Annotated in this window: 19 protein-coding genes and 1 other annotated feature; of the genes, 16 read left to right on the top strand and 3 right to left on the bottom strand. The window is 42.1% G+C overall.

Features of this window, described 5'->3' with window-relative positions; translation table 11 throughout:
- Positions 1-35: 35 nt before the first annotated feature.
- A complete protein-coding gene (gene nrdG, locus T541_RS0103950; RefSeq protein WP_026651456.1) occupies positions 36-584 on the top strand; it encodes an anaerobic ribonucleoside-triphosphate reductase activating protein in 549 nt (182 codons plus the stop codon).
- 66 nt (positions 585-650) lie between these two features.
- Here nrdG and T541_RS21335 read toward each other — a convergent pair whose 3' ends face one another.
- Entirely contained in the window at positions 651-818 is a 168-nt protein-coding gene (locus tag T541_RS21335; protein WP_155839458.1) for a hypothetical protein, read from the bottom strand.
- Between the two features lie 201 nt (positions 819-1,019).
- On the opposite strand from T541_RS21335, the gene T541_RS0103960 reads away from it, so the two are divergent.
- Positions 1,020-2,177, top strand: coding sequence for a hypothetical protein (locus tag T541_RS0103960; protein WP_026651457.1), 1,158 nt, complete (start codon positions 1,020-1,022; stop codon positions 2,175-2,177).
- 48 nt (positions 2,178-2,225) lie between these two features.
- Positions 2,226-2,452 (top strand) — a binding site (T-box leader).
- Positions 2,453-2,533: 81 nt separating this feature from the next.
- On the top strand, positions 2,534-3,964 hold the full coding sequence (proS, locus tag T541_RS0103965) for a proline--tRNA ligase (RefSeq protein WP_026651458.1): 1,431 nt from the start codon (positions 2,534-2,536) through the stop codon (positions 3,962-3,964).
- A gap of 46 nt (positions 3,965-4,010) precedes the next feature.
- Here proS and T541_RS0103970 read toward each other — a convergent pair whose 3' ends face one another.
- Positions 4,011-5,693, bottom strand: coding sequence for a GGDEF domain-containing protein (locus T541_RS0103970; RefSeq protein WP_026651459.1), 1,683 nt, complete (start codon positions 5,691-5,693; stop codon positions 4,011-4,013).
- Complete coding sequence (locus T541_RS0103975) at positions 5,686-7,410, bottom strand: diguanylate cyclase (RefSeq protein ID WP_026651460.1); 1,725 nt, start codon at positions 7,408-7,410, stop codon at positions 5,686-5,688. The genes T541_RS0103970 and T541_RS0103975 overlap by 8 nt, the downstream gene beginning before the upstream one ends.
- 100 nt (positions 7,411-7,510) lie before the next feature.
- On the opposite strand from T541_RS0103975, the gene T541_RS0103980 reads away from it, so the two are divergent.
- The 13 genes from T541_RS0103980 (at position 7,511) to T541_RS0104040 (ending at position 23,865) form a co-directional block, all read left to right on the top strand.
- Positions 7,511-8,845, top strand: coding sequence for a CCA tRNA nucleotidyltransferase (locus tag T541_RS0103980; RefSeq protein ID WP_026651462.1), 1,335 nt, complete (start codon positions 7,511-7,513; stop codon positions 8,843-8,845).
- Between the two features lie 8 nt (positions 8,846-8,853).
- Positions 8,854-10,578 carry a PEGA domain-containing protein gene (locus T541_RS0103985; RefSeq protein WP_026651463.1) on the top strand — a complete coding sequence of 575 codons (1,725 nt, stop codon included), beginning with the start codon at positions 8,854-8,856 and terminating at the stop codon, positions 10,576-10,578.
- A 3-nt stretch (positions 10,579-10,581) separates the two neighbouring features.
- Positions 10,582-10,821, top strand: coding sequence for an RNA-binding S4 domain-containing protein (locus T541_RS0103990; RefSeq protein WP_026651464.1), 240 nt, complete (start codon positions 10,582-10,584; stop codon positions 10,819-10,821).
- 70 nt (positions 10,822-10,891) lie between these two features.
- Positions 10,892-11,203, top strand: a complete 312-nt coding sequence (locus T541_RS0103995; protein WP_026651465.1) for an FtsB family cell division protein — start codon at positions 10,892-10,894, stop codon at positions 11,201-11,203.
- Between the two features lie 53 nt (positions 11,204-11,256).
- Positions 11,257-12,678 carry a tRNA lysidine(34) synthetase TilS gene (tilS, locus tag T541_RS0104000; RefSeq protein WP_034465960.1) on the top strand — a complete coding sequence of 474 codons (1,422 nt, stop codon included), beginning with the start codon at positions 11,257-11,259 and terminating at the stop codon, positions 12,676-12,678.
- Entirely contained in the window at positions 12,671-13,195 is a 525-nt protein-coding gene (hpt, locus tag T541_RS0104005) for a hypoxanthine phosphoribosyltransferase (protein ID WP_026651467.1), read from the top strand. The genes tilS and hpt overlap by 8 nt, the downstream gene beginning before the upstream one ends.
- The gene (gene ftsH / locus T541_RS0104010) at positions 13,195-15,081 is read left to right on the top strand and encodes an ATP-dependent zinc metalloprotease FtsH (protein ID WP_081779842.1); all 1,887 of its coding nucleotides are present in this window, start codon (positions 13,195-13,197) and stop codon (positions 15,079-15,081) included. Before hpt ends, ftsH begins: the two co-directional genes overlap by 1 nt.
- 223 nt (positions 15,082-15,304) lie before the next feature.
- On the top strand, positions 15,305-17,395 hold the full coding sequence (locus T541_RS18765) for a glycoside hydrolase family 13 protein (protein WP_034465963.1): 2,091 nt from the start codon (positions 15,305-15,307) through the stop codon (positions 17,393-17,395).
- Positions 17,396-17,482: 87 nt separating this feature from the next.
- Positions 17,483-18,346, top strand: a complete 864-nt coding sequence (gene fba, locus T541_RS0104020) for a class II fructose-1,6-bisphosphate aldolase (RefSeq protein WP_026651469.1) — start codon at positions 17,483-17,485, stop codon at positions 18,344-18,346.
- A 111-nt stretch (positions 18,347-18,457) separates the two neighbouring features.
- Positions 18,458-18,961, top strand: a complete 504-nt coding sequence (locus tag T541_RS0104025; protein ID WP_026651470.1) for a GreA/GreB family elongation factor — start codon at positions 18,458-18,460, stop codon at positions 18,959-18,961.
- 25 nt (positions 18,962-18,986) lie between these two features.
- Entirely contained in the window at positions 18,987-19,493 is a 507-nt protein-coding gene (locus tag T541_RS0104030; RefSeq protein WP_034465967.1) for a flavin reductase, read from the top strand.
- Positions 19,494-19,545: 52 nt separating this feature from the next.
- Positions 19,546-22,647, top strand: a complete 3,102-nt coding sequence (locus T541_RS20525) for a response regulator (protein WP_051538082.1) — start codon at positions 19,546-19,548, stop codon at positions 22,645-22,647.
- 21 nt (positions 22,648-22,668) lie between these two features.
- A complete protein-coding gene (locus tag T541_RS0104040; RefSeq protein ID WP_026651472.1) occupies positions 22,669-23,865 on the top strand; it encodes an FprA family A-type flavoprotein in 1,197 nt (398 codons plus the stop codon).
- The last annotated feature ends 37 nt before the right edge of the window (positions 23,866-23,902 follow it).

The raw sequence follows: 23,902 nt of genomic DNA on the forward strand, positions 1-23,902 counted from the left end.
TTATTTCCCGGCTTGTTCTATACGAGAGAGAAATTATGAACTACGGACAGGTTTATTATAACGATGTAGCAAATGGAATAGGGTGTAGAACGGCTCTTTTTGTCAGCGGATGCACGCATCACTGCAAAGGCTGCTTTAACGAGATGACCTGGGACTTCAATTATGGAGAACCATACACCAAGGCTGTTGAGGATGAGATCATTGAATCTCTCAAGCCGGAATATATAGCGGGGCTTACGATTCTTGGCGGAGAACCAATGGAAGTTGTCAATCAGAAGGAGATTAGACCACTTCTTGAACGGGTTAAGAAAGAGGTCCCAAGAGCCACAGTCTGGATTTATTCAGGCTATTTGTGGGAAGAATTAACAGATCCTGACAATAAGCGTTGTCACAGCGAGGATACAGATGCGATCCTTTCAATGACAGATATTCTGGTGGATGGCGAATTTATGCTGGATAAAAAGAATCTGATGCTTCGATTCAGAGGATCAGAGAACCAGAGGATCATCGATGTAAAAGAGACGCTTAAGACAGGTGAGATAGTTCTTTCACCATATAATTCCAAGGATACATCAAGATTATGACAAATAAAAACTCACACATATCATACAGATATGTGTGAGTTATTTTTTTATTCAGTTAATTCAGTTTTAAAGAGCTACGATTAAAATTCCAACACAAACAGCTGCTAAAACACACAGCACAGTGGAAACAATTTTCTTTTTAAAGACGGAAGACTCAATGTATTTGCCGTTATAGTTAACAGCATCAATAACTACTTCATTTTTCTTAAAAGTCTCGCTATTACTCATGTCCATAACTCCCTCTCCCCCTTTACTTAAACGATTTACCAACTGTTTTAATTATCATACACTATAATTCTTTTAATGGTGTTATCAAAAAATAAATAATTCATAAATTTTTTTCCCTCTAAAGATATAAAGTTATTTGTCGATATACAAAATGAGGAAGTATATGTAAACGGATTTGTTCATAGCGTCAAGGAGGATGCGGTTTCCATGAAAGTATTGAATAATAAGAATGATTATTATTCATATATGAGAAGTCAAAAATCTTCCCAGTCTAATTCTGTGCTCTTTTCCCAGAACAATAAAAAAAGTGAAAAAGAAGCTTCTAACAGTATTGGAGCAGTTCGCAAAATGGAGTATGAGCAAAGAACTGCTCAGAAGAATAGTGTTGTGGAATCCAGCATCAGCTATGCTCAGCAGCTACGGGCATCCAGGACTAAGGCTAAGGATACAGCTCTTGAAAAAAAGAAGGTTCAGTATAGCTTTAAGAAGATTTCTTCTCTGATAGTGAGAAGTAAAGATAGTGTAAGCGCAAGAAAGGCCGTTCAGGCTGCCAAGCGAGAGATTAACCGCTTAAAACGCCTTAAGGGAAGCGGTGAGTACGATGAAGAAGAGATTCAGCTGGCTATCGATCATGCTAAGTCCATGGAGAAGGTTGCCAAGAAGAAAGTAAGCCACCTTGAGCAGGAAGAGATGGTGGAAAGGCACCAACATGGCTTTGGAGCAGCCCTTGAAGAGATTGAAGAGGAGAAAGAGGAGCAGGAACCCGAGGATAGTGAGGAGGAAGCTCTTTTAACAGATGAAGATAACTGGGATGTAGACGATGAGTACCTCCCAGAATCAGATATACAGTATGAGATTCAGCAGGCCATAGCAGAAGCAGAATATGAAATGCAGATCCAGCTACAGGAAATGATGGAGCAGATGCAGGAAATAGCTGAACAGTCTATGGAGGTTGCAGATCAGCAGAGTCTGGCCATGGAAGATTTCATGCAGGAACTCTCAGATGAGATGACACAGATGCTGGAAGATATGGACCTGTCTGAGCTGGCTGAGTCCACATTTGCGCCAGATCCAAATATGTCTGAGGATGACCTTAAGATGCTGAAGATCAAGCACAGATACAAAGAGCTCAAGGAGATCGCGGAGGCGGATAAAGAGTATCTGAAGGGTATCATGGAACACGAGAAGGCTAAAGCTGATGGTGCCAGCGCGGGAGCAATAACTGGCGGAACCCCATCACAATCAGCATTATTTGGTGGAACATCAAAGCCTGATGTAACAGTGAGAGTGGCTATGCCCGGGGCGGCAGCAGGTGGAGAAATGGTTGCTCCAACAATTAGTGGCTCCTTTGACGTGTCGGTGTGATGGGTTGACAAGTGTCAAAATAGTGAATAAAATCTCTTTTATATAAATAAACAGACGTTGAAGAGGAATAGTAACTGCGTAAGCGTTTCAGAGAGAGAGCGGCTGGTGAGAGCTCTTACGACCAAGTGGTGAACCTGCCTTGGAGTCCTGTACGAAAGCGATTAGTCGCGTAAGCACAGCGTTTCCCGCGTTAAGGGGTAATTAAGAGAAATCCATAGTTCTTTTCCGTATGGGTTTAAATAGGGTGGTACCGCCGATGATCTTCGGTCCCTGTTACAGGGGTCAAAGTGCATCGGCTTTTTTAATGCATTTTTTGATCCTAAAACAGTTTGTTTTTCGGGAAAAGGAGAAAGAAAATGGCAGACAAGAAACTTGTTGCAGAGATCACATCTATGGATGAGGATTTCACACAGTGGTACACAGACGTGTGCCTTAAGGCTGATCTTATCAGCTATTCCAACATTAAGGGCTGTATGGTTATTAAGCCAGCAGGCTATGCAATCTGGGAGCTTATTCAGAAGCACCTTGATGCAAGATTCAAAAAGACAGGCGTTCAGAACGTTTATCTTCCAATGTTTATTCCAGAGTCACTTCTTCAGAAGGAGAAGGATCATGTAGAAGGCTTTGCGCCAGAGGTTGCTTGGGTAACACACGGCGGACTTGAGCCACTTGCAGAGAGATACTGCGTTCGTCCTACATCTGAGACTCTTTTCTGTGATTATTACAAGGGTGAGATTCACTCTTACAAGGATCTTCCACAGGTTCTTAACCAGTGGTGCAGCGTTGTTCGTTGGGAGAAGGAGACAAGACCTTTCCTCAGAAGTAGAGAGTTCCTCTGGCAGGAAGGTCACACAGCTCACGCAACCTTCGAAGAGGCTGAGGAGCGTACACAGCAGATGCTTAATGTTTATGCTGATTTCCTTGAGAATGACATGGCTATTCCTGTTATCAAGGGGCAGAAGACTGACAAAGAGAAATTTGCTGGTGCTGAGTCAACATACACAGTTGAGGCTCTTATGCATGATGGTCGTGCTCTTCAGAGCGGAACCAGCCACAACTTCGGTGATGGCTTTGCTAAGGCATTTGGCATTCAGTATGCAGGTAAGGACAATCAGCTTCACTATGTATTCCAGACATCATGGGGTGTTACAACACGTATGATCGGAGCTATGATCATGGTTCACGGAGACAATTCAGGTCTCGTGCTTCCTCCTAAGATTGCTCCAACTCAGGTTGTGGTTATTCCTATTCAGCAGAAGAAGGAAGGCGTTCTTGAGGCAGCTAATAAGATTGCAGAGAGCCTTTCAGACTTCAGGGTAAAGGTTGATGATACAGACAGAACACCTGGATTTAAGTTCGCTGAGCAGGAGATGAGAGGAATCCCAGTTCGTGTTGAGATTGGACCTAAGGATCTTGAGGCTGGCAAGTGCGTACTTTGCCGCCGTGATACAAGAGAGAAGATTGAATGCGCTATTGATGAGGTTCAAGCTAAGATGGCTGAGCTTCTTGATCAGATCCAGAAGGATATGTACGACAGAGCTAAGAAGCACCTTGAGGCACATACATTTGTTGCTCATGATAAGGATGAGTTCGCAGAGGACTTCAAGGAGACAAAAGGTTTTGTTAAGGCTATGTGGTGTGGATGCCGCGAGTGTGAGGACAAGATCAAGGAAGAGTTCAACGTAACAAGCCGTTGTATCCCATTCGAGCAGGAGAATATCTCTGATAAGTGCGTTGTTTGTGGTAAGCCAGCAACTAAGATGGTTTATTGGGGCCGCGCTTATTAATATCAAAATAATACAGCTATCTGCCTTTATGACAGATAGCTGTTTTTTATCTCTTCATCATGTCGCTATAGTATTTTCTCTTGTATTCATACATTCGTTTATCCGCCAGCATGAAAACTGAGTGGGTATCATGCTCTTTGGTTTCAGATCTGTAGGCGTAACCGTAGGATACGCTGTGGTTAGCTTCCGGATCTTTTTTATCCAGCTCTTTTAACCGAAGATCCAATATCTTAAGCATGTGATCCAGCTCATCAGACGGGATATCTTTTAACAATACCAGGAATTCATCGCCGCCAATTCTGCAGCACATTCCCTTTTCTGAGAATACGTCAGAAAGAGTCTCTGCAAAGGACTTAAGAAGTCTGTCACCTGCCGGGTGTCCGGAGTTATCATTAACTTCCTTAAGTCCGTTAAGGTCAAGGCTAAGAAGGCAGAACTCTTCTTCGGATTCATTCAGTTTGGCAAGTTCTTTATCACAGCTGACTCTGTTAGGAAGGCCTGTAAGATTGTCTTCGTAGGCAACCTGTTTAAGGGATGCATACTCCTGCTTCTGGGCAAAGGAGTGGGTCATAAAGATAAAGTAGTTAAGGAGCTGAGCAACCACGAAGAATACGCTTCCGCCAGGTAAAAGATATATCATGATTGGGAGCTGTCTGTAATCCACGATAGGAAGAGTGATTCCTATGATCGCATATATAGTGAGGGCCAGGGCCAGAACTGAAAGTCCAAGCATAAGAATCTGAACGGAAGAGGACCTTACCTTGTTCTTGATGTCCATATATATGTACAGTACAAGCACCATGATTCCTACGAAAGATAGCAAGTAGAAAGGAATCTGAAAATGGTTTACATGTACAAGATTGATCATATGTAATGCAATAAAACTGATGCTAAAGAAAAGCGTTCCATAGCCTGTGAATATAAGAACCTTGTTGTTCTGTTTTTTGTGCAGGTTGTGGATAAGTGCATAAAGCATTGGAATCAGCAGGTATATCGACATGTATTCCGCCAGGGTTCCAAGGGGCTTACTGATGATAAAGTTGGTGACATCGTAAATTGTAAGGACCCAGATGCCCAATAGTATATTGATGATTGAGCAAATTACCTGAGTAAGAACGCCGCTGGTCTTAAAGTATAAGATGCCTGAGATAATAAGGAAAACCTGACCAAAGACAATCAGGAATATGCCAATGAACAATGGGAAGATGACCTTGTGATAAAAATATCTGTATAGGTCATCGAAATTGCCCACAATAGGATTGATGATATCGGCCTTTGTGTTGTTCTCTGTTACGTATAGCTTGATCTTAAGCTTTTTACCAAAGCATTCCTTGGGGAGAGGAACGGCGTCGTAGCCTAAACCGATAAAGTCGTTATTATCGATGTAGTTAACGTATTTGGAACTGATAAGCTCATCATCTATAAATATTTCATATGCGCAGAATTGCGTTTTGAAAAAGAGATATGGGAAAGGACAATCTAAGCGAGGAAGCGGTTTGGCGTAGCTAAGTGTAATGGACTCACCTCTATTAAAGCTAGATCCTACCTGGCGGTTTAGTTCTTCGAGATTAGTGTTAATAAATTGCTGGTTCTGATAGGTTACGGTCCAGCCCTTTTCTAATGTGAGCATCGGGTATTCGGCGTTAAAAGAAAAGAATCTGGATAAAGCGATCATGATAAGAAGGAGAATGGTTGTGGAACTTCCAAGGAAAGTGAGTAGTTTACGCATTTTCTATCACCTCCTTCTCAGAATCAGTGCTCCTGTGCTCCTTTTTCATCTCATACATCCTGCTGTCGGCCAGCATATAGACTTCACTGGCAGAACCAGAAGGAACTTCATAACTGTAAGCATAGCCGTAAGAAGCGCTGTACTGGAAATGCTGTTCTTTCTTGTTCCAGTCGCTGATCATGGCATAGAGCTCATGGATGCGCTTTGTACAGCTGCTGGCACCGTCTTCAAGAAGAATTACAACAAACTCATCACCACCCATTCTTCCAACCAGGGTAGCATCCCAGAAGCAATCGGTAAGGATTGTGGAAAAGCCGGTGAGAAGACGATCGCCCTCGTGATGGCCCAGAGTATCATTGACCTGTTTTAGTTTATTAAGATCCAAACTTATGATGGTGTATGTGCCGTGTTCTTCAGTCAGAGTCTCAAACATCTGCTCACAGCGGGCTCGGTTGGCAAGGCCTGTAAGTGGATCTGTATAGGCAAGACTCTTGATGGTACTTTGAAGTGAATCGTAGAGCGGACTGGAAATGTTGTAAATAAGGTAACTAACCAAAAGTGATGAAATGAAAATAAGTGAACCGATAGCAAAACCGTTTAGTCTTGCATAGGATTCGCCAAGAGGTGTCGTATATTTGATGTAGTTATAGCTGATTACATCGTAAAGGGAGCATATCATGTAGAGAATAAGTCCGATAAGGAATATATTGTCTGCAGAAATAATTGTTGCTCCATTTTCTTTTCTCTTTTTAACGAAGTCATAGATCATTATCACGATGGCGCTAAGACATTCCGCTCCAGCCAGCGCATGAAGGAGAGGAACAAAGGCGGAAATATCAAATATATCAAGCACAACCATGATAACGATAGAGGCAAAAAGAACTAAATTCATAAGGAACATGCCTCTGAATATCCTTTTTATCTTATCCTGATAAACGCAGAAAAGATATCCCAAAATAGCCGTTGGAATGTTGTAGAAGGCCATATATTCACTGTAGGTATTGATCATTGGAGCATTGATAAAGAAGTCCAGAACGCCGTAGAAGCCGGCGATATAAACACCAAGTAAAAGTGAAATAAGACCTGAAAAGAAGAGGCGCAGGTCATTGTTGTGATAGATTGCAAGATAAGGAGACAGGATCATCAGGATAATTCCCAGAGTGATCATGAATGCCCCAGAGAACATAGGAATTCTCAAAAAGGCTATATGGGAGATAAACATTGATCTTCTATCACCTATAGTAACCTTGCTGATTCCTGAAAAGGAAGAATTGGTGGATCCGTAGAGCTTTATTTTAAGGATTTTGCCGGCATAATCATCCCCAAGAGGAATAAAGTTGTATTTTTTGGGAACGAAATGATCATTTTTATATTCTTCATCGCCGAAGGAATAGATCAGACTGCTATCAAGATAAACATAAATGGCAGATTGAATAGTGTAGATCTCAAGACAAGGATTATCTATGCCAAAGTCGTCAAGCCTTTGAATTATGGAGACGCTTTCGTTTTCATCAATGACACCAACATCAGACCTGGAAAGAGAAGTTTCTTCCAAAGTCTGACCGTTAACCATAATGGTCCAGCCCTCATCGAGGTCAATAATATCCGGAACTTTGACAAGAGCAAAGGATGACAGTTTAAAGAGCCCAAGAACTAGAAATAATAAAATCAATATAATGAGGGGGATCTGTATTTTTCTATTTTGCCAATATTTCATATTTTTATCTCCTCAATTACATATATTAAGTATATAACTAAGTAAAGAAAAATCCCAGCGAATTCTTCACAATTACTATGTGATAGGATATTATTTAGGTATGAAGATAAATATTCCAGATAATGCAAAAAAGATTTTAAGCGTCCTTCACGAGGCAGGATACGAAGCCTACGTTGTGGGAGGCTGCGTTAGAGACGCGCTTTTAGGGCGAGAGCCAGAGGATTGGGACATTACCACCAATGCACTTCCGATGGAGACGAAAGCTCTTTTTAAAAGAACTATAGATACCGGTATAGAGCACGGAACCGTCACAATAATGATGGGAAAAGAGGGCTACGAGGTAACCACCTATAGAATTGACGGTAAATACGAAGACAGCAGACATCCCAAGGACGTAACCTTTACCAAGAGCCTCAAGGAGGATATGAGGCGAAGAGATTTCACCATAAATGCCATGGCCTACAACGATGAAGAGGGCCTTATCGACAATTTTGACGGGGTAAAAGATCTAAATAATAAGCTTATACGATGTGTTGGAAATGCGAAGGAGAGGTTTTCTGAGGATGCTCTCAGGATAATGAGGGCGGTAAGATTCTCAGCACAGCTTGACTACGATATTGAAGAGGAGACAAAGGCTGCCATCAGCGAGCTGGCGCCAACACTTAAGAAGATAAGCGCAGAGAGAGTCCAGACAGAGCTTGTTAAACTCCTGGTTTCTGCTCATCCAGAGAAGATAAAGGATGCCTATGAGCTGGGAATTACCAGCGTTATTCTGCCTGAATTTGACAGATGCATGGAGACTCCGCAGAATAACCCACATCACGCTTATAACGTTGGTGACCACACCGTTGTGGCGCTTAAGAATGTCAGGGCAGACAAGGTTTTGAGGCTTACCATGCTGATGCATGATATGGCAAAACCTGCTACAATAAAGATAGATGAAGAAGGCATATGTCATTTTTATGGCCATGACCAGATGGGAGCAGAAATGGCTCATGGCATATTCAGACGCCTTAAATTCGACACTAAGACCATGGACAGGGTCTGCAACCTGATAAAGTACCACGACTGCGATATGGAGACCACGCCAAGGAGTGTCAGAAGATTCATGAATAAGGTGGGAACTGAGGATTTTCCTCTTTTACTGGAGGTTCGAACCGCCGATGTTCTCGCCCAGAGCACATATCAAAGAGAAGAAAAACTGGATAAAATCGACAAGGTACGCAGGATCTATGAGGAAGTAGTGGCAGCAAACCAGTGCATTACCCTCAAGGATCTGGCAGTAACTGGAAAAGACCTGATAGAAGCAGGGATAACTCCCGGTAAACAGATGGGAGATATCCTTAATGCCATGCTTATAGATGTTTTAGATGAACCTGATCACAATAACAAGGAGTACTTATTAGAGCCGGAGCGCCTGAAATCATTTATATGAGGTGGGTTATGAAAAGATTGGTGAAAGCTTGTAGGGTAGCATTGGCGCTTTTTGTCGCTGTAAGCACACTGACTTGTCTAAGTTCTGATTCTTTTGCTTCAGAAGATAAGCAAGGCACGGTGTCTATTTCTCTCGTGGGGAAATATGATTCTGCAGACACCTGTGCAATCCGTGCAGTGAATCCTGAGAAAAAAGAGATCACCTTTAGGAACCATGTTACTGGAAGAAGCTATACTCTTAGCTATGATAATACCAGTATGATCTACAGTAGCAGGGGAACAGCTATTTCTGCCATGCTTTTGGAGCAGGGGCAGATAGTTAACGTGACCTTTTTAAAGAGCAGCAAACACATCACATCTCTTCAGGTTTCCAGTGAGGCCTGGGTCATCGATTCCACCAGGGATCATGAGCTGGTAAGAGGAGACGGAACCGCCAGAGTTAAGGGCGATATATACAGACTTGATACAAAGACTTTAGTAATTGCAGAGGATAAGCTGGCTCTTCCAGAGGACGTTCTTGCAACAGACTGTGTCAGAGTTAGTGGAATCGGCAAGGATATTTACAGCGTCGTTGTTACAAGTGGACACGGATATGTGAGTCTTTCATCTGACAGCGTTGAGAACCACAGCCTTGTGGGAGCATGGATTGAGCTTGATAATGATGTTATCTACAAGATTTCTCCTAATATGCTTCTTAGCGCACCTGAGGGAGATTATAATCTTTCTATTATCGGTAATGGAGCTAACTATCAGTCCGAGGTTACTATTAGTAGGAACCAGGAGACTGTTGTTGATACCAGTAATGTAACTATTAACAAGCCTAAAGAGGGTATGGTAACCTTTGAGGTAACACCTGAGAACGCAGAGGTCTTCGTGGATGGAGACAAGGTCATTACAGGAGTTCCTCAGACAGTTCTTTATGGTTATCATAATCTAAAGGTAATGGCAGATGGTTATATTACCCAGACTAAATACCTCAAAGTTGGAACACCTAAGTCTGTAGTAAGTATTGAGCTTGAGAAGGATCCGGATGCAGCAACAGCTTCATCCTCTGATTCTGGTTCATCAGGATCATCCACTTCAGATAAGAGCTCAGAGAGGTCATCCCTTCGCGTTAACAATGTGGATGCGGCCTCTGTAAGTTCTTCACACAAGAAAAATGAAGTTACAAGTAATAACTCTCAGACAGTACCTTCAGGAACAGTTATCACAGGTTACAAGATTTATATAGATAAGCCTTATGGCGCGGAGCTTTATTTTGACGGTAATTATGTGGGAATGATTCCTACCAGTGTTGTTAAGATCTCAGGTAACCACGAGATCATCCTCAAAAAAGAGGGCTATGAAACAAAGAGTTATAGAATCTGCGTGGATTCAGACCAGGATAATGTAAAATATGAGTTCCCAGATCTTATTAAGATAACTACTGATGATTCCTCATCAGACAGTGGATCAACCAAGGATTCGTCGGATGCTGCGTCCAGTGCGTCATCAGATGATGGAGCCAGCACTGTAAGCTCTGACAGCGGTAGTGAAGCTACTACAGCAGCGCCAGAAGCAGACACAGAGGCAACAAAAGAAGCTACAACACCTCCATCAGATGAAGGAAAGACAAGTTCAGAGCAGACTGACGACAAAGAGCCATCTGGAGACGGAGCAGATCTTGGTGATACCACCAAACCAGAAGAAGGCGGCGGAAGCGACGCCGCAAATACGGCATCAGGAGAAGGATAATAAATGCGACTAGATAAATATTTAAAGGTAACAAGACTTATTAAAAGACGTACCGTGGCCAATGAGGCCTGCGATGCGGGAAGAGTAACCATTAACGGACGACCAGCCAAGGCATCTGCTGATGTTAAGGTTGGCGACAAGATCACAATAGCCTTTGGTAACAAGGATGTAAGCGTTGAGGTCCTGGATATTCAGGAGACAATACACAAGGAAGACGTATCATCTCTGTATCGCTACATTTGACACGGTTTTAAAAGCTGTATTAGAATATATTTAGAGATATATCGAGTTTTTTGTATTAGTGGGGTATAGAATGGCAACTAAGGCACGCTATAAGCGTCGTAGATTCCAGAATAGAGCTGGTATCCTATGGGCGACTGTAGTAGTGATGATACTTGTTACAGCTGTATCGATCAAGAGTATCGGACTATTGCAGAAGACCAAAGAGTACCAAGAGAAAGAGGCGGCTCTTGTTTCTCAGATTGAAGCTGAGGAGCAGAGAAGTCTTGAGATTGAGGAATTCGAGAAGTACACAGAGACGCGTAAGTACATAGAAGAAATAGCAAAGGACAAGCTGGGGCTTGTGTATCCTGGAGAGATTATTTTTAAGAATGAAGATAATTAGCGCAGACATCACTATTATGGACGTGTAGTCTGCGCTTTGTTATTGGGAATAAGATGAACGAATTTGAAAGCAAGGTTTTGAATTTCATAAAGAGTAAGGAAATGATCAAACCCTCATCGACAGTGGTGGTAGGCATGTCGGGAGGGGCGGATTCGACTGCTCTTTTAACAGTTCTTCATTCCCTTAAGCAGGTGCTTGGTATTAAGCTGGTTGCAGTGCATGTTAATCACGGGATCAGACAGGATGCCCAGAATGACGCGGATTTCTCCGAGGATTATTGTAAGAATCTTGGAATAGAATGCGTAGTTGTTAAAAAAGATATCCCCAAACTTAGCAAGAAGTGGAATATGACAGAGGAAGAGGCTGGAAGAAAGGTAAGATATGATGCCTTTTCCAAGGTGCTTAAGGATAATAATGCTGATTATATAGCTGTGGCCCACCATCAGAATGATGTGGCAGAGACCCTTCTTATGAACCTTTTTAGAGGGACGGGGCTTCATGGAGCAGGCGGCATAAGGGCCAGCAGAGACAACGTGATTAGGCCATTATTATGTGTCACCAGAAAAGAGATTGAAGATTACCTTAAGGATAAGAACATAAACTTCTGCATTGATTCTACAAATGCAGAGAATATCCATACAAGAAACAAGATCCGCAATCAAATGCTTCCATTTGCGGAAAGTGAGATCAACAGCGCGTCATTGGAGCATCTTTCCAGGGCAGCCATCAAATTTGCAGAGGCAGACGAATATATCCGCTCTGTTTCAGACAAACTCTACAAGGAAGCAGTAAAAAAGGACAAGGATGGTCTGGTTATCGATCTAAATGTCCTGTCCAAAGAGTCTGATGTGATCAAGGAAGATGTGATTCTTAAATGTTTCGAGGAGCTTACTCCTGCAAGAAAAGATATTACATACAGGCATGTGGATATGGTGATGAGGCTCTCTAACGACCAGAATGGCAGTGCCAGCGTTGACCTTCCTTATGGACTTATTGCCAAAAGAGAATATGAGTTTCTGAGAATTTCTTTTAACCATGCGGACGAAAAGGAAAAGGAATTCGAGAAAGTTTTTTTACAGGACATTATTACTAAAAAAAAGGCACTAAATGTTCAAAATTTAGGTATGGCATCTGTGTCCTTGATAGAATATAATGGTGGGACAGCGTTTCCAACATCTACATATACGAAATGGTTTGATTATGATAGAATACAAACAGCATTTTTTAGGCATCCCAGTAAGGGAGACTACATCTGCTTCGAACAGGATGGAGAAATCCATACCAAGAAGCTAACCAAGTATATGACAGATGAAAAAATCCCAAGAGACGCCAGAAAAAAGATAGTTGTGCTGGCAATTGGCAGCGAAGTTGCGTGGGTTCTGGGCTACAGAATGAATAGCAACTACAAAGTGACGGAAAGCACTAAGACTATCTTGTCTATAAATTTTAGCAATGGAGGAAATATTAATGGCTGAATCAGTTAGAGTTCTTTTAAAAGAGGAAGAGGTAGATAAGAGAATTCAGGAACTTGGAGAGATGATCAGTAGAGACTATCAGGGAGAGACAGTACACCTTGTATGCGTACTTAAGGGCGGTGTATTCTTTATGTGTGAGCTTGCAAAGCGTATCACAGTACCTGTAACTATGGACTTTATGTCTGCTTCAAGTTATGGTAGCTCAACAAAGTCAAGTGGTGTAGTTAAGATCGTTAAGGATCTTGATGAGCCTCTTAAGGACAGACATGTACTTATCGTTGAGGATATTGTAGATTCAGGCAGAACACTTTCATATCTTATCAAGATGCTTGGCGATAGAGGACCAGCAAGCATTAAGCTTTGCACACTTCTTGATAAGCCAGAGAGAAGAGTAACAGACGTTAAGGTTGATTATACAGGATTTGAGATTCCAGATGAGTTCGTAGTAGGTTATGGACTTGATTATGATCAGAGATATCGTAATCTTCCTTATATCGGAGTTGTGGAGTTTAACTAATGGCACATAAAAGGGGGCAGGGGAAATTGGAGCGAAAAAGAAATTATAATCCTTTCTTTTTGTTTGCTATAGTACTGCTGATTGTAGTGGTGGTGCTGGAGTACGGAGGAAGTCTGTTTGGACCCAGGGCAGATGCTTATTCTAAGGTGACTCTTGAAAAAGATATCGCTGAGGAAAAGGTATCCTATGTGATAATCATGCCCAATGCAGAGACTCCTACTGGTTCTATCAGGGTGTCGTTTGTAGAGGACAGATCAGATGAGACCTTCTATACCACAGACGTTACAGCTATTGAGGAAATCGTGGCAGCCAACGGCATAACCTATGAGGTTAAAGATGTTCCTGCTGAGAATATCCTTATAAATGGCATTGTTCCAATTATCGTCGGCCTTATTGTTATTGTATTTGTCTTTTCCATGTATACCAACATGCAGGCTAGTACATCAGTTGCTACCAAGCATGAGAGTTTTGGTAAGAGCAGAGCTAAGCTCTCTAAGGGTGATGAGAATAAGATAAGACTTGCTGATGTGGCAGGACTTGCAGAGGAGAAGGAACAGCTCTTTGAGATTATCGAGTTCCTTAAGGATCCTGATAAATTCACAAGAGTTGGCGCTAGAATTCCTAAGGGGGTCCTTCTTGAGGGCGCACCAGGTACAGGTAAGACGCTCCTTGCCAAGGCTGTAGCAGGCGAGGCTAATGTTCCTTTCTTTAGCATTTCAGGTTCTGATTTCGTTGAGATGTACGTTGGTGTTGGTGCTTCCCGTGTCAGAGACATGTTTGCAGAGGCCAAGAAGAATTCACCTTGTATCGTATTCATCGACGAGATCGATGCTGTTGCCAGAAGACGTGGAACCGGAATGGGCGGCGGACATGATGAAAGAGAACAGACCCTTAACCAGATGCTTGTTGAAATGGACGGATTTGGTGTTAATGAGGGCATCATTGTTATGGCTGCTACCAACAGGGTAGACGTTCTTGATCCAGCTATTTTAAGACCAGGCCGATTTGACAGACGAATTACAGTAACAAGACCAGATATCAATGAAAGAGAGGCAATACTTAAGGTTCATTCCCGCAACAAGCCTCTTTCAGATGATGTAGACCTTAAGCAGGTGGCACAGACTACAGCAGGATTTACAGGAGCAGATCTTGAGAATCTGATGAATGAATCCGCTATCAATGCCGCTATTAACGATAAGAGTGTTATCAATCAGAGCGATATCAACAAAGCCTTTGTTCAGGTTGGTATTGGTACTGAGAAGCACAGCAAGATCATTTCAGAAAAAGAGAAAAAGATCACAGCTTATCACGAGACAGGACATGCTATATTGTTCCATGTTCTTCCAGATGTTGGTCCAGTGCATACAATATCCATTATTCCTACAGGTCTTGGGGCAGCAGGTTATACAATGCCACTTCCTGAGAATGATGATATGTTTATCACCAAGTCCAGAATGCTTCAGGATATTATGGTTTCCCTAGGGGGAAGAATTGCAGAGGAAATCATTTTTGGTGATATTACAACAGGCGCATCAAGTGACATTAGAAAAGCAACTATGGCAGCAAGGAATATGGTAACTAAGTATGGAATGTCTTCATCTATTGGCGTTATCAATTATGATGACAACGAAGAAGATGTTTTCCTTGGTTATGACATATCCCATTCCAAGAAGCATAGTGAGTTAATGGCTGGAGAGATTGATAAGGAAGTTAAGCTTATCATCGATACATGTTATAGCAAAGCAAAAGCGATAATTCTCAAATATGAGGACATCCTTCATTCCAGTGCTGAGCTCCTTATTGCAAAGGAAAAGATTGGAAGAGAAGAGTTTGAAGCGCTCTTTGAAGGACACGAAATTGACACGGAAATAAAGATAGAAATTTGATTGTGCAATTTGCACAAAAATCACTAGCTGTTTTTGACATATTTGTGAAGTATTAGTATTTACGCGGGTTTGGGGCGGAGGTATTATAATATGCGTAACCCCCCAATACATTATATAGTTTTTTGCTATACCCCAAAAGTAAGAAATACCTTCTCTAAAAAAGACAGCATCCCAGCTGTCTTTTTTTCGTTGTGGGAAGAAAAACGATTATAAAAGGATTTTTATGAACAACAGAGCATTATTTCATGACATGACGCTGGACTACTTAAGACCAGCGGAACCAGACAAGGAAAGGCTTACACAGGTAAGATTCAGAACTGCCAAGGGAGACGTTAAGGAAGTAACCCTATTTTGGGAACAGAAGAACCTCCAGATGAAAAAGACAGAGACTGATGGAGAGTTTGATTATTATGACGTAGCTGTTATGACCAAGCAGGATCCAATTAGCTATTTTTTTAAGATTGAAGGCAATGACGGATCATTTTGTTTCTTTGACAAGCGCGGTGTTTGTCAGGGACCTCAGGATAACATGAAGTTTAAGGTGTTACCAGGATTCTATACACCAGACTGGTCTAAGGGTGCAGTAATGTATCAGATCTTTGTTGATAGATTCTGTAACGGTGATTCTAGTAACGATGTTCTTGATAACGAGTACTTCTACAATGGACATGGAAGTATCCAGGTTAAGAAATGGGATCAGTATCCAGATGTTCAGTTTGATTTTGCTGAGTTTTATGGAGGAGACCTCCAGGGCGTGCTTGATAAGCTCGACTACCTCAAGGATTTGGGAATAGATGCTATCTATTTTAACCCTATATTTGTATCTCCTTCATCTCATAAGTACGATACTCAGGACTATGATCATATCGATCCACACTTCGGTAAGATCGTAGAGGACGGAGGTCAGCTCCTTACTGAGGGTCAGACTAATGACAAGGCCAGCAGATATATCAAGAGAGTAACAGATAAGAGAAATTTAGAGGCCAGTGACAAGCTTTTTGCTAAGTTAGTAGCAGAAGCTCATCAGAGAGGCATTAAAGTCATTCTTGATGGTGTATTTAATCACTGTGGCTCATTTAATAAGTGGCTTGATAAAGAAAGAATCTATGAAGGCGCCGAAGGCTATAAGAAAGGTGCCTATGTAGATGAGAGAAGCCCATACCATGACTATTTCTCATTCCACGGCGGAGAATGGCCATATAACGGAAGCTACGATGGATGGTGGGGCTATGATACCCTTCCTAAGCTTAACTATGAAGGCTCTAAGGAGCTTGAGGAGTATATCCTTAAGATCGGACGCAAGTGGGTTTCTGCGCCATACAATGCTGATGGCTGGAGACTTGACGTGGCAGCAGATCTTGGACACTCACCAGAGTATAATCACAACTTCTGGAAGAAGTTCAGAGAAGAGGTTAAAAAAGCTAATCCTAATGCTATCATCCTTGCAGAGCACTACGGTCCAGCAAGAGACTGGCTTCAGGGAGATGAGTGGGATACTGTCATGAACTATGATGCATTCATGGAGCCTGTAACCTGGTTCCTTACAGGAATGGAGAAGCACAGCGACGAATTCAAGCCTTCAAAGGTTGGTAATGCAAGAGAGTTCTTTGACAGTCTCATGTACTGTGGCGGAGAGAACTTCAGCATGCCTTCTCTTTACAGTGCCATGAATGAGCTTTCTAATCATGATCATTCCAGATTCCTTACAAGAACCAGCCAGAAGGTTGGAAGAAGCGCAACACTTATGCCTGCTTCTGCAGATACAGGAATCAGCAAGAGTGTCATGAGAGAAGCTGTAGTAATCCAGATGACATGGCCTGGTGCACCTACAATTTATTATGGTGACGAGGCAGGTGTTTGCGGATTCACAGATCCTGATAACAGAAGAACATATCCTTGGGGCCACGAAGATACAGCGATGATCGCATTCCACAAGGAAATGATAAGAATACATAAGAGCTGTCCTGAGCTTATGACGGGTTCAGTTATGGAGCTTATGGCAGATAATAACTTCATTGCATACGGAAGATTTAACAGAACTGCTGCAGTAGTGGTACTTGTTAATAACAATGAGTTTGAAGTGACCAAGGAGATCGAGGTTTGGCCAATAGGAATACCAGATGACGCCCTTCTTTCACAGCTTATTATCTCTGATAATTCAGGATTTAGAACTGATTCAGCTATGTACAAGGTTAGAAACGGCGTGGTTATAACTACTCTTTCAGGTAAGTCAGCAGCGGTTCTTAGATACAATAGCTTTGCTCCAGTATCAGACGATGAATTCTGGGCTGATAACACATTGGATTTTGGCTGATTGTGAAAACATTAACTTTATTTTTTCAGGCAACAAGTATATAATGTTATTAACTATCAATAACATTATGTACAAGGAGAAAAACAAATGTTAGTATCCGCAAGAGACATGCTTGTAAAAGCAAAAGAAGGCCACTATGCAGTAGGCCAGTTTAACATTAACAACCTGGAGTGGACAAAGTCAGTTCTTTTAACAGCTGAAGAACTTAAGTCACCTGTAATCCTTGGTGTATCTGAGGGCGCAGGTAAATACATGACAGGTTTTAACACAGTAGCTGCTATGGTTAAGGCTATGGATGAGAGCCTTGGAATCACAGTTCCTGTAGCACTTCACCTTGATCATGGTACATACGACGGATGTTACAAGTGCATCAAGGCTGGTTTCACATCAATCATGTTTGATGGTTCACACTATGACATCGAAGAGAACGTTGCTAAGACTCAGGAGCTCGTTAACGTAGCTCACCAGCTTGGTCTTTCTATCGAGGCTGAGGTTGGTTCAATCGGCGGCGAGGAAGACGGCGTTGTAGGAATGGGCGAGTGTGCTGATCCAGACGAGTGCAAGAGAATCGCTGATCTTGGCGTAGATATGCTTGCAGCTGGTATTGGTAACATCCATGGTAAGTATCCAGAGGGATGGCCAGGACTTAGATTCGACGTTCTTGATGCTATCCAGCAGAAGACAGGTGCTATGCCTCTCGTTCTTCACGGTGGTACAGGTATCCCAGCTGACATGATCAAGAAGGCTATTTCACTTGGCGTTTCTAAGATCAATGTTAATACAGAGTGCCAGCTTTCATTTGCTGATGCAACTCGTAAGTATGTTGAGGCTGGTAAGGATCTTGAAGGTAAGGGATTTGACCCTCGTAAGCTTCTTGCTCCTGGTGCTGAGGCAATCAAGGCAACTGTTAAAGAGAAGATGGAACTCTTCGGATCAGTTGGAAAGGCTTGATAAGCTAACTAGATATAAATGGGGACGGGGCCTTCGGCTCTCGTCCCTTTTTGCATAATTGGATATTCTTGCGATACTAATGTACATATATTTACTTTTAAGGGGGATCAGATGAACAACGAACTGACAAGAAAAGATATTGAGGACATGGAGGCAGAGATCGAACATCGTAAAATAGTTGTTCGAAAAGAGCTGCTTGAGCATGTTAAGGAGGCAAGAGCACAAGGGGATCTGTCTGAGAATTTCGAGTACTACGCAGCTAAAAAGGCCAAGAATCAGAATGAGAGCAGAATAAGATTTTTGGAAAGAATGATAAAGACCGCCAAGGTTATTGACGATATATCGACAGAGGACGAAGTGGGAATGAATAAGTCTGTCACAGTTAAGATAGACGATGATGGTAGTGAAGAGACCTATAAAATCGTGACAACCATGCGCCAGAATTCCCTTAAAGGCCTTATTAGTGTAGAGTCTCCACTGGGCAAACAATTACTTGGACATAAGGTAGGAGACCATGTTACTATTAAAGTAAGCGATGAATTTAGCTACGGTATTACGATAACAAAAATTGAAAACACTGGCTTAACAGAGGATGATAAAATAAGAGACTTTTAATCTTTTTTCCATATGGAGGTGTCCTATGCGAGTAATGCAACCTGTAGATCCAAAAGACATTGAAAGTGGTGCTTACGTTTTTGATGGTGGCAAAATGCTTGTTACCACCTGCGATGGAGAGAAGGTTAATGTGGCGGCAGCTACTTACGGCGGCGTAGGTCAGCTGTGGGGAAAGAGAATTATCTATGTCTATGTAAGAAGTTCCAGATACACAAGAGAGCTTATAGATAAGTCCCTGGAGTTCTCCCTTAGCTTTTTGGATAACAAGGAATATCGCGGGGCCCTTAAATATATCGAGATGGTTTCCGGAAGAGACGAGGATAAGCTAAAGGGCGCCAGATTAACAGTGAATTACCACAATGGAATTCCATATATCGATGAATCAAGTAATGTTCTGATCTGTCGAGTAATATACAGGCAAGAAGTAGAGAAAGAGTGCATTTTGGATGATTCCATAGTAGATGAGTTCTACAAGGATGGTAATTATCATGTAATGTACATAGGTGAACTGGAGAAAGTACTGGTAAGGTAACGGATATTAGGATAGCAATCTGGTTGTTGGAAGAGTAGCCAAGGAGATATCCATGGATATTAAGGAAAAGAGATTTATCAGAAATCATGGCATTAGGAGAAGGCTGAGAGTTGCTTTTACGATCCTTATAGTAATTCCCATCGTTATTCTTGGTGTCTATGTTTATGTTATTGCCAAAAGAAATCTCATTTCCCAGACAAGGCTGACGATGGATGGTAATGCGGAGATAGTTGCGTCCAGCCTTGAAAACAATGTCAAAAAAGCCAACGACGTGGTCAAATTCATATCCTACGAGGAAGCCTTCAGGAAAAGTCTCCAGAGGGCCGATGTTTACGAGTACGGTGTAACGGAACAGCTTAACGCTGCTATTGAGCCTTTGATCTGGTATTACCTTGGAAGTGATAATACCATTGATGATATTCACATCTATTCAGATCAGATCCACATGGATCATCTTGGTGGATTCTTAAGTAAGCCACAAACGGACCAGGAGCTTGCCTGGTACCGTCTATGCACAGACGAATATAGCACCAACTGGGTAATTGGAGAGGATGGCGAGATCTATGTACTTAAGGCATTGCTGGACACATCCACTTCTTCTCAGGTGGTTGGTATTGTTACCCTTAAAATAAACAAAGCTAATTTCTTTTCAAGTATAAATCAGAGCGCATACCTGGATAATGGTATGGTCATTTTTAATCCTGAGGGGTCAATTGTGACCATGAAGCCTATCGAGGATGAAGCGCTGAACGATAAAATTCTATATGAGATCAGAGACGGAATTCTTGAAAACGGCAAGACTTCAGTACAGACAAAGAAGTATTTCATAGTAAAGACATCTCCATTAACTAATTCCTGGGATATCTATTACTATGTAAACAGAGCAAAGCTTAATTCTGAGGTTCTAAGCATTCTTATTTCGGATCTCATTCTTGCATTTATAGTATTTATCCTGGCTTTCATAGCTACTTCCAAGATCGCGGACAATTTTAGTGACAGAATCATTGCCATCAATAAAATGGCAGATGATGTAAAGAATGGCCATTTTGACATCGTTAGTAATGATACTGGAAATGATGAGATCACCAGAGTGTCAGAAGAGATGGTGAGCATGTCTAGACAGCTTGGAGCCATGGTCGCCGAGATCAACAGACGAAATGAAGAGGATATGCTTCTCAAAGAGAACGATATTCACTACAGAGAGTGGCTCTTTGATTTCGTGGTTGAGAAAAACAACGATATTCTGGCGGTGGTAAACGCAGGAGGCTTCGCTACGAGCTTTATTACGGCAAATGCAGAGAACGTTCTTGGCGTGCCATTAAGTGAGCTGAAGGCGGATATAAGAACAATAGAAAAAGCTCAGAGAACCGATTATGAGGGCGAAAGGCTTTCAGAAGCCATTGAAAAGAGCTTCAAAGATGGCGAAGAAATAGTAATAGACGAGATTAGATTTGAGAATCTCAATACCGGTGAGCGTCTGTATTACCGCGGAGTTGTGGTCTGCACCATAGATGATGGCGGAAGACGTATGGCGGTAGCTCTTTATGATAGAACTCAGGAGTTTAAACGTAATCATCAGCTTCAGGAAGCCCTTAGTGCAGCAGAGACGGCGAATAAAGCAAAGACCAGCTTCCTTGCTAATATGTCCCATGACTTTAGAACTCCTATGAATGCCATCACAGGCTTTAACCTGCTTATAGATAAGCATTCCGAAGAGCCGGAAAAGATAAGAGAGTATACCCATAAGATTTCGCTGGCTTCACAGAACTTGTTAGCTCTTTTGAACGATGTACTTGATATGAGTAAGATCGAGAGCGGCAAGACCACACTTGATATTAAAGAAATGGCTATGGGCCTGCTTCTTGAGGAAATCAATTCAGTTATCAGCTTCCAGGCTAAGGAAAAGAATCAGGAGTACATAGTTAACGTTGAAGGCCTTGAGCATGATATGTTCATGGGCGATAAGCAAAGGATCAATGAGATTCTCGTTAATATCCTAGGAAATGCGGTTAAGTACACTCCTGAGGGCGGTAAGATTGAGTTCACGATAAAAGAGTCACCATCTTCATCAGAGGGCTTTAATAACGTTACATTCACCATTACTGATAACGGCATTGGAATGAAGCCTGAGTATAAGGACAAGATCTTTGATGCCTTTACGAGAGAAGAAAAGGGCGCTACCAAGAAGATTCAGGGTACTGGCCTTGGAATGGCTATTACAAAGAGTCTTGTTGAACTCATGGGCGGAACCATAAGAGTAGAGAGTGAAGAAGGCAAGGGAAGTACCTTTGTTGTTAATCTGCGTCTTAAGGTTGTTTACAGCATGGATGTGGACTTCTGGACAGCCCATGGAATCAGCAGAATTCTCATTGTTGATGATGACGATGAGAGAAGAGATATGATGACAAGTCAGCTTGATACAGGCGGACTTGATATTGTTGAAGCGCCGACAGGATATGGAGCATTGCATCTTATCGATGTATATGATGCGGACAAGAAGCCAATCGATGTTATTCTGGTAAACGAAGTTGTTCAAAACATGAAGGCTGCAGAGATCATCAGTCATATGAGAGGAAAGGATAAGAGAAATAACTGTCTTATCATTGTTCTTGCAGATGACTATAGCCAGATTGAAGATGAAGTAAGGGCTGCAGGCGCAAATGATATGATGCAGAAGCCGTTCTTCTTATCAACCTTTAAGCAGCTGGTTGATGATATTATCAGCAGAACTCAGATAAAGGATACAGATGAGGTTAAGAATCCGCTTGAAGGTATGAAGTTCCTGGCAGCAGAGGATAATGACATCAACGCAGATATCCTGATAGAGCTCATGAACATGGAAGGAGCAACAGTTACCAGAGGCTGCAATGGCCAGGAGGCTGTTGAATTGTTCAAAGCCGCAAAGGAAGGCGACTATGACATGATCCTTATGGATATCCAGATGCCAGTTATGAACGGATATGAGGCAGCAGCGGCCATCAGAGCATTAGGAACAGAGTGGTCTCAGAAGATACCAATCATCGCCATGACTGCAAATGCCTACGCTGACGACGTTCAGCAGTCCTTTGATGCAGGCATGAATGCACATGTTTCTAAGCCTATTGATATCAAGGTGGTTGAAAAGACTATTCTGGAGTTTAAAAACATACTATAATTCATTAAAGGGGGTTCTGCCATGAAGGGTTTTAGAGAAGTTACAAAGGATATATATTGGATCGGTGGAAGTGACAGAAGGCTTGAACGTTTTGAGAATATCTTCCCAGTTCCAGAGGGTGTTTCTTATAACAGCTATTTTGTTGATGATGACAAAAAGGTTGTTTTTGATACTGCAGATATTTCCATATCAGATCAGTATCTTGAGAATCTGAAGGAGGTTCTTAAGGGCAAGAAGCTGGACTATCTTGTTGTTCTTCATATGGAACCAGATCATGCGTCACTTATCAGCACAGTGATAGCTCTTTTCCCAGAAGTTACAATAGTTGGTGGTGCCAAGACCTTCCAGATAATGGAACAGTTCTTTGAAGAGGCCAAGGATTATAAGAGACTTGAGGTAAAAGAGGGTGATACCTTAGAGACAGGTCATCATACCTTCCACTTTGTGGCTGCACCTATGGTTCATTGGCCAGAGGTCCTTATGGCCTACGACGATGCTTCTGGAGCGCTTCTTTGCGCGGATGCATTTGGAACCTTCGGAGCTTTGGATGGTGGGCTTTTTGCTGATGAATATGACTATGAGAAGGATTTCCTTGATTCAGCAAGAAGATATTATGCCAATATCGTTGGTAAGTATGGAATGCAGGTTCAGGCGGTGCTTAAGAAGGCGCAGGGTCTTGATATCAAGATGCTTTTGTCCCTCCATGGGCCGGTTTGGAGAAAAGATATTGCGTATCTGCTTGATAAGTACCAGAAGTGGAGCACTTATGAGGCAGAGACTGACGATATAGTTGTGTTCTACGGAAGCTTGTATGGACATACAGCCAGTGCTGCAGAGGCGGTGGCTTCAGAGCTTCGCGCTCAGACATCCAAGAATGTGAAGGTCTATGATGTTTCCGGAACAGATGTGTCCTATCTTATTGGCGAGGTGTGGAGATGTAAGAAGATAGTTCTTATGTGTCCAACCTACAACAACGGAATCTATCCACCAATGGAGAGCTTCTTAAGTGACTGTATTGCCCTTGGCGTTCAGAACAGGATTTTTGCCCTTGCACAGAACGGAACATGGGCTCCAGCAACGGTTAAGCTCATGACGGAAAAATTAGCAAATTTAAAAAACGTGACAATATTGGAAGATTCCCTTACAATAAAAAGTGCACTTCATGCAAATGACGAGGAAGCCGTCAGAAGTTTTGTGGGAAGTATAGTTAATTCGTGATATTTCCTGATATCACAAAAATATATCTAATATTCAC

It is taken from the genome of Butyrivibrio proteoclasticus P6B7, assembly GCF_000622085.1.
In the GTDB taxonomy this organism is placed as follows: domain Bacteria; phylum Bacillota; class Clostridia; order Lachnospirales; family Lachnospiraceae; genus Butyrivibrio; species Butyrivibrio proteoclasticus_A.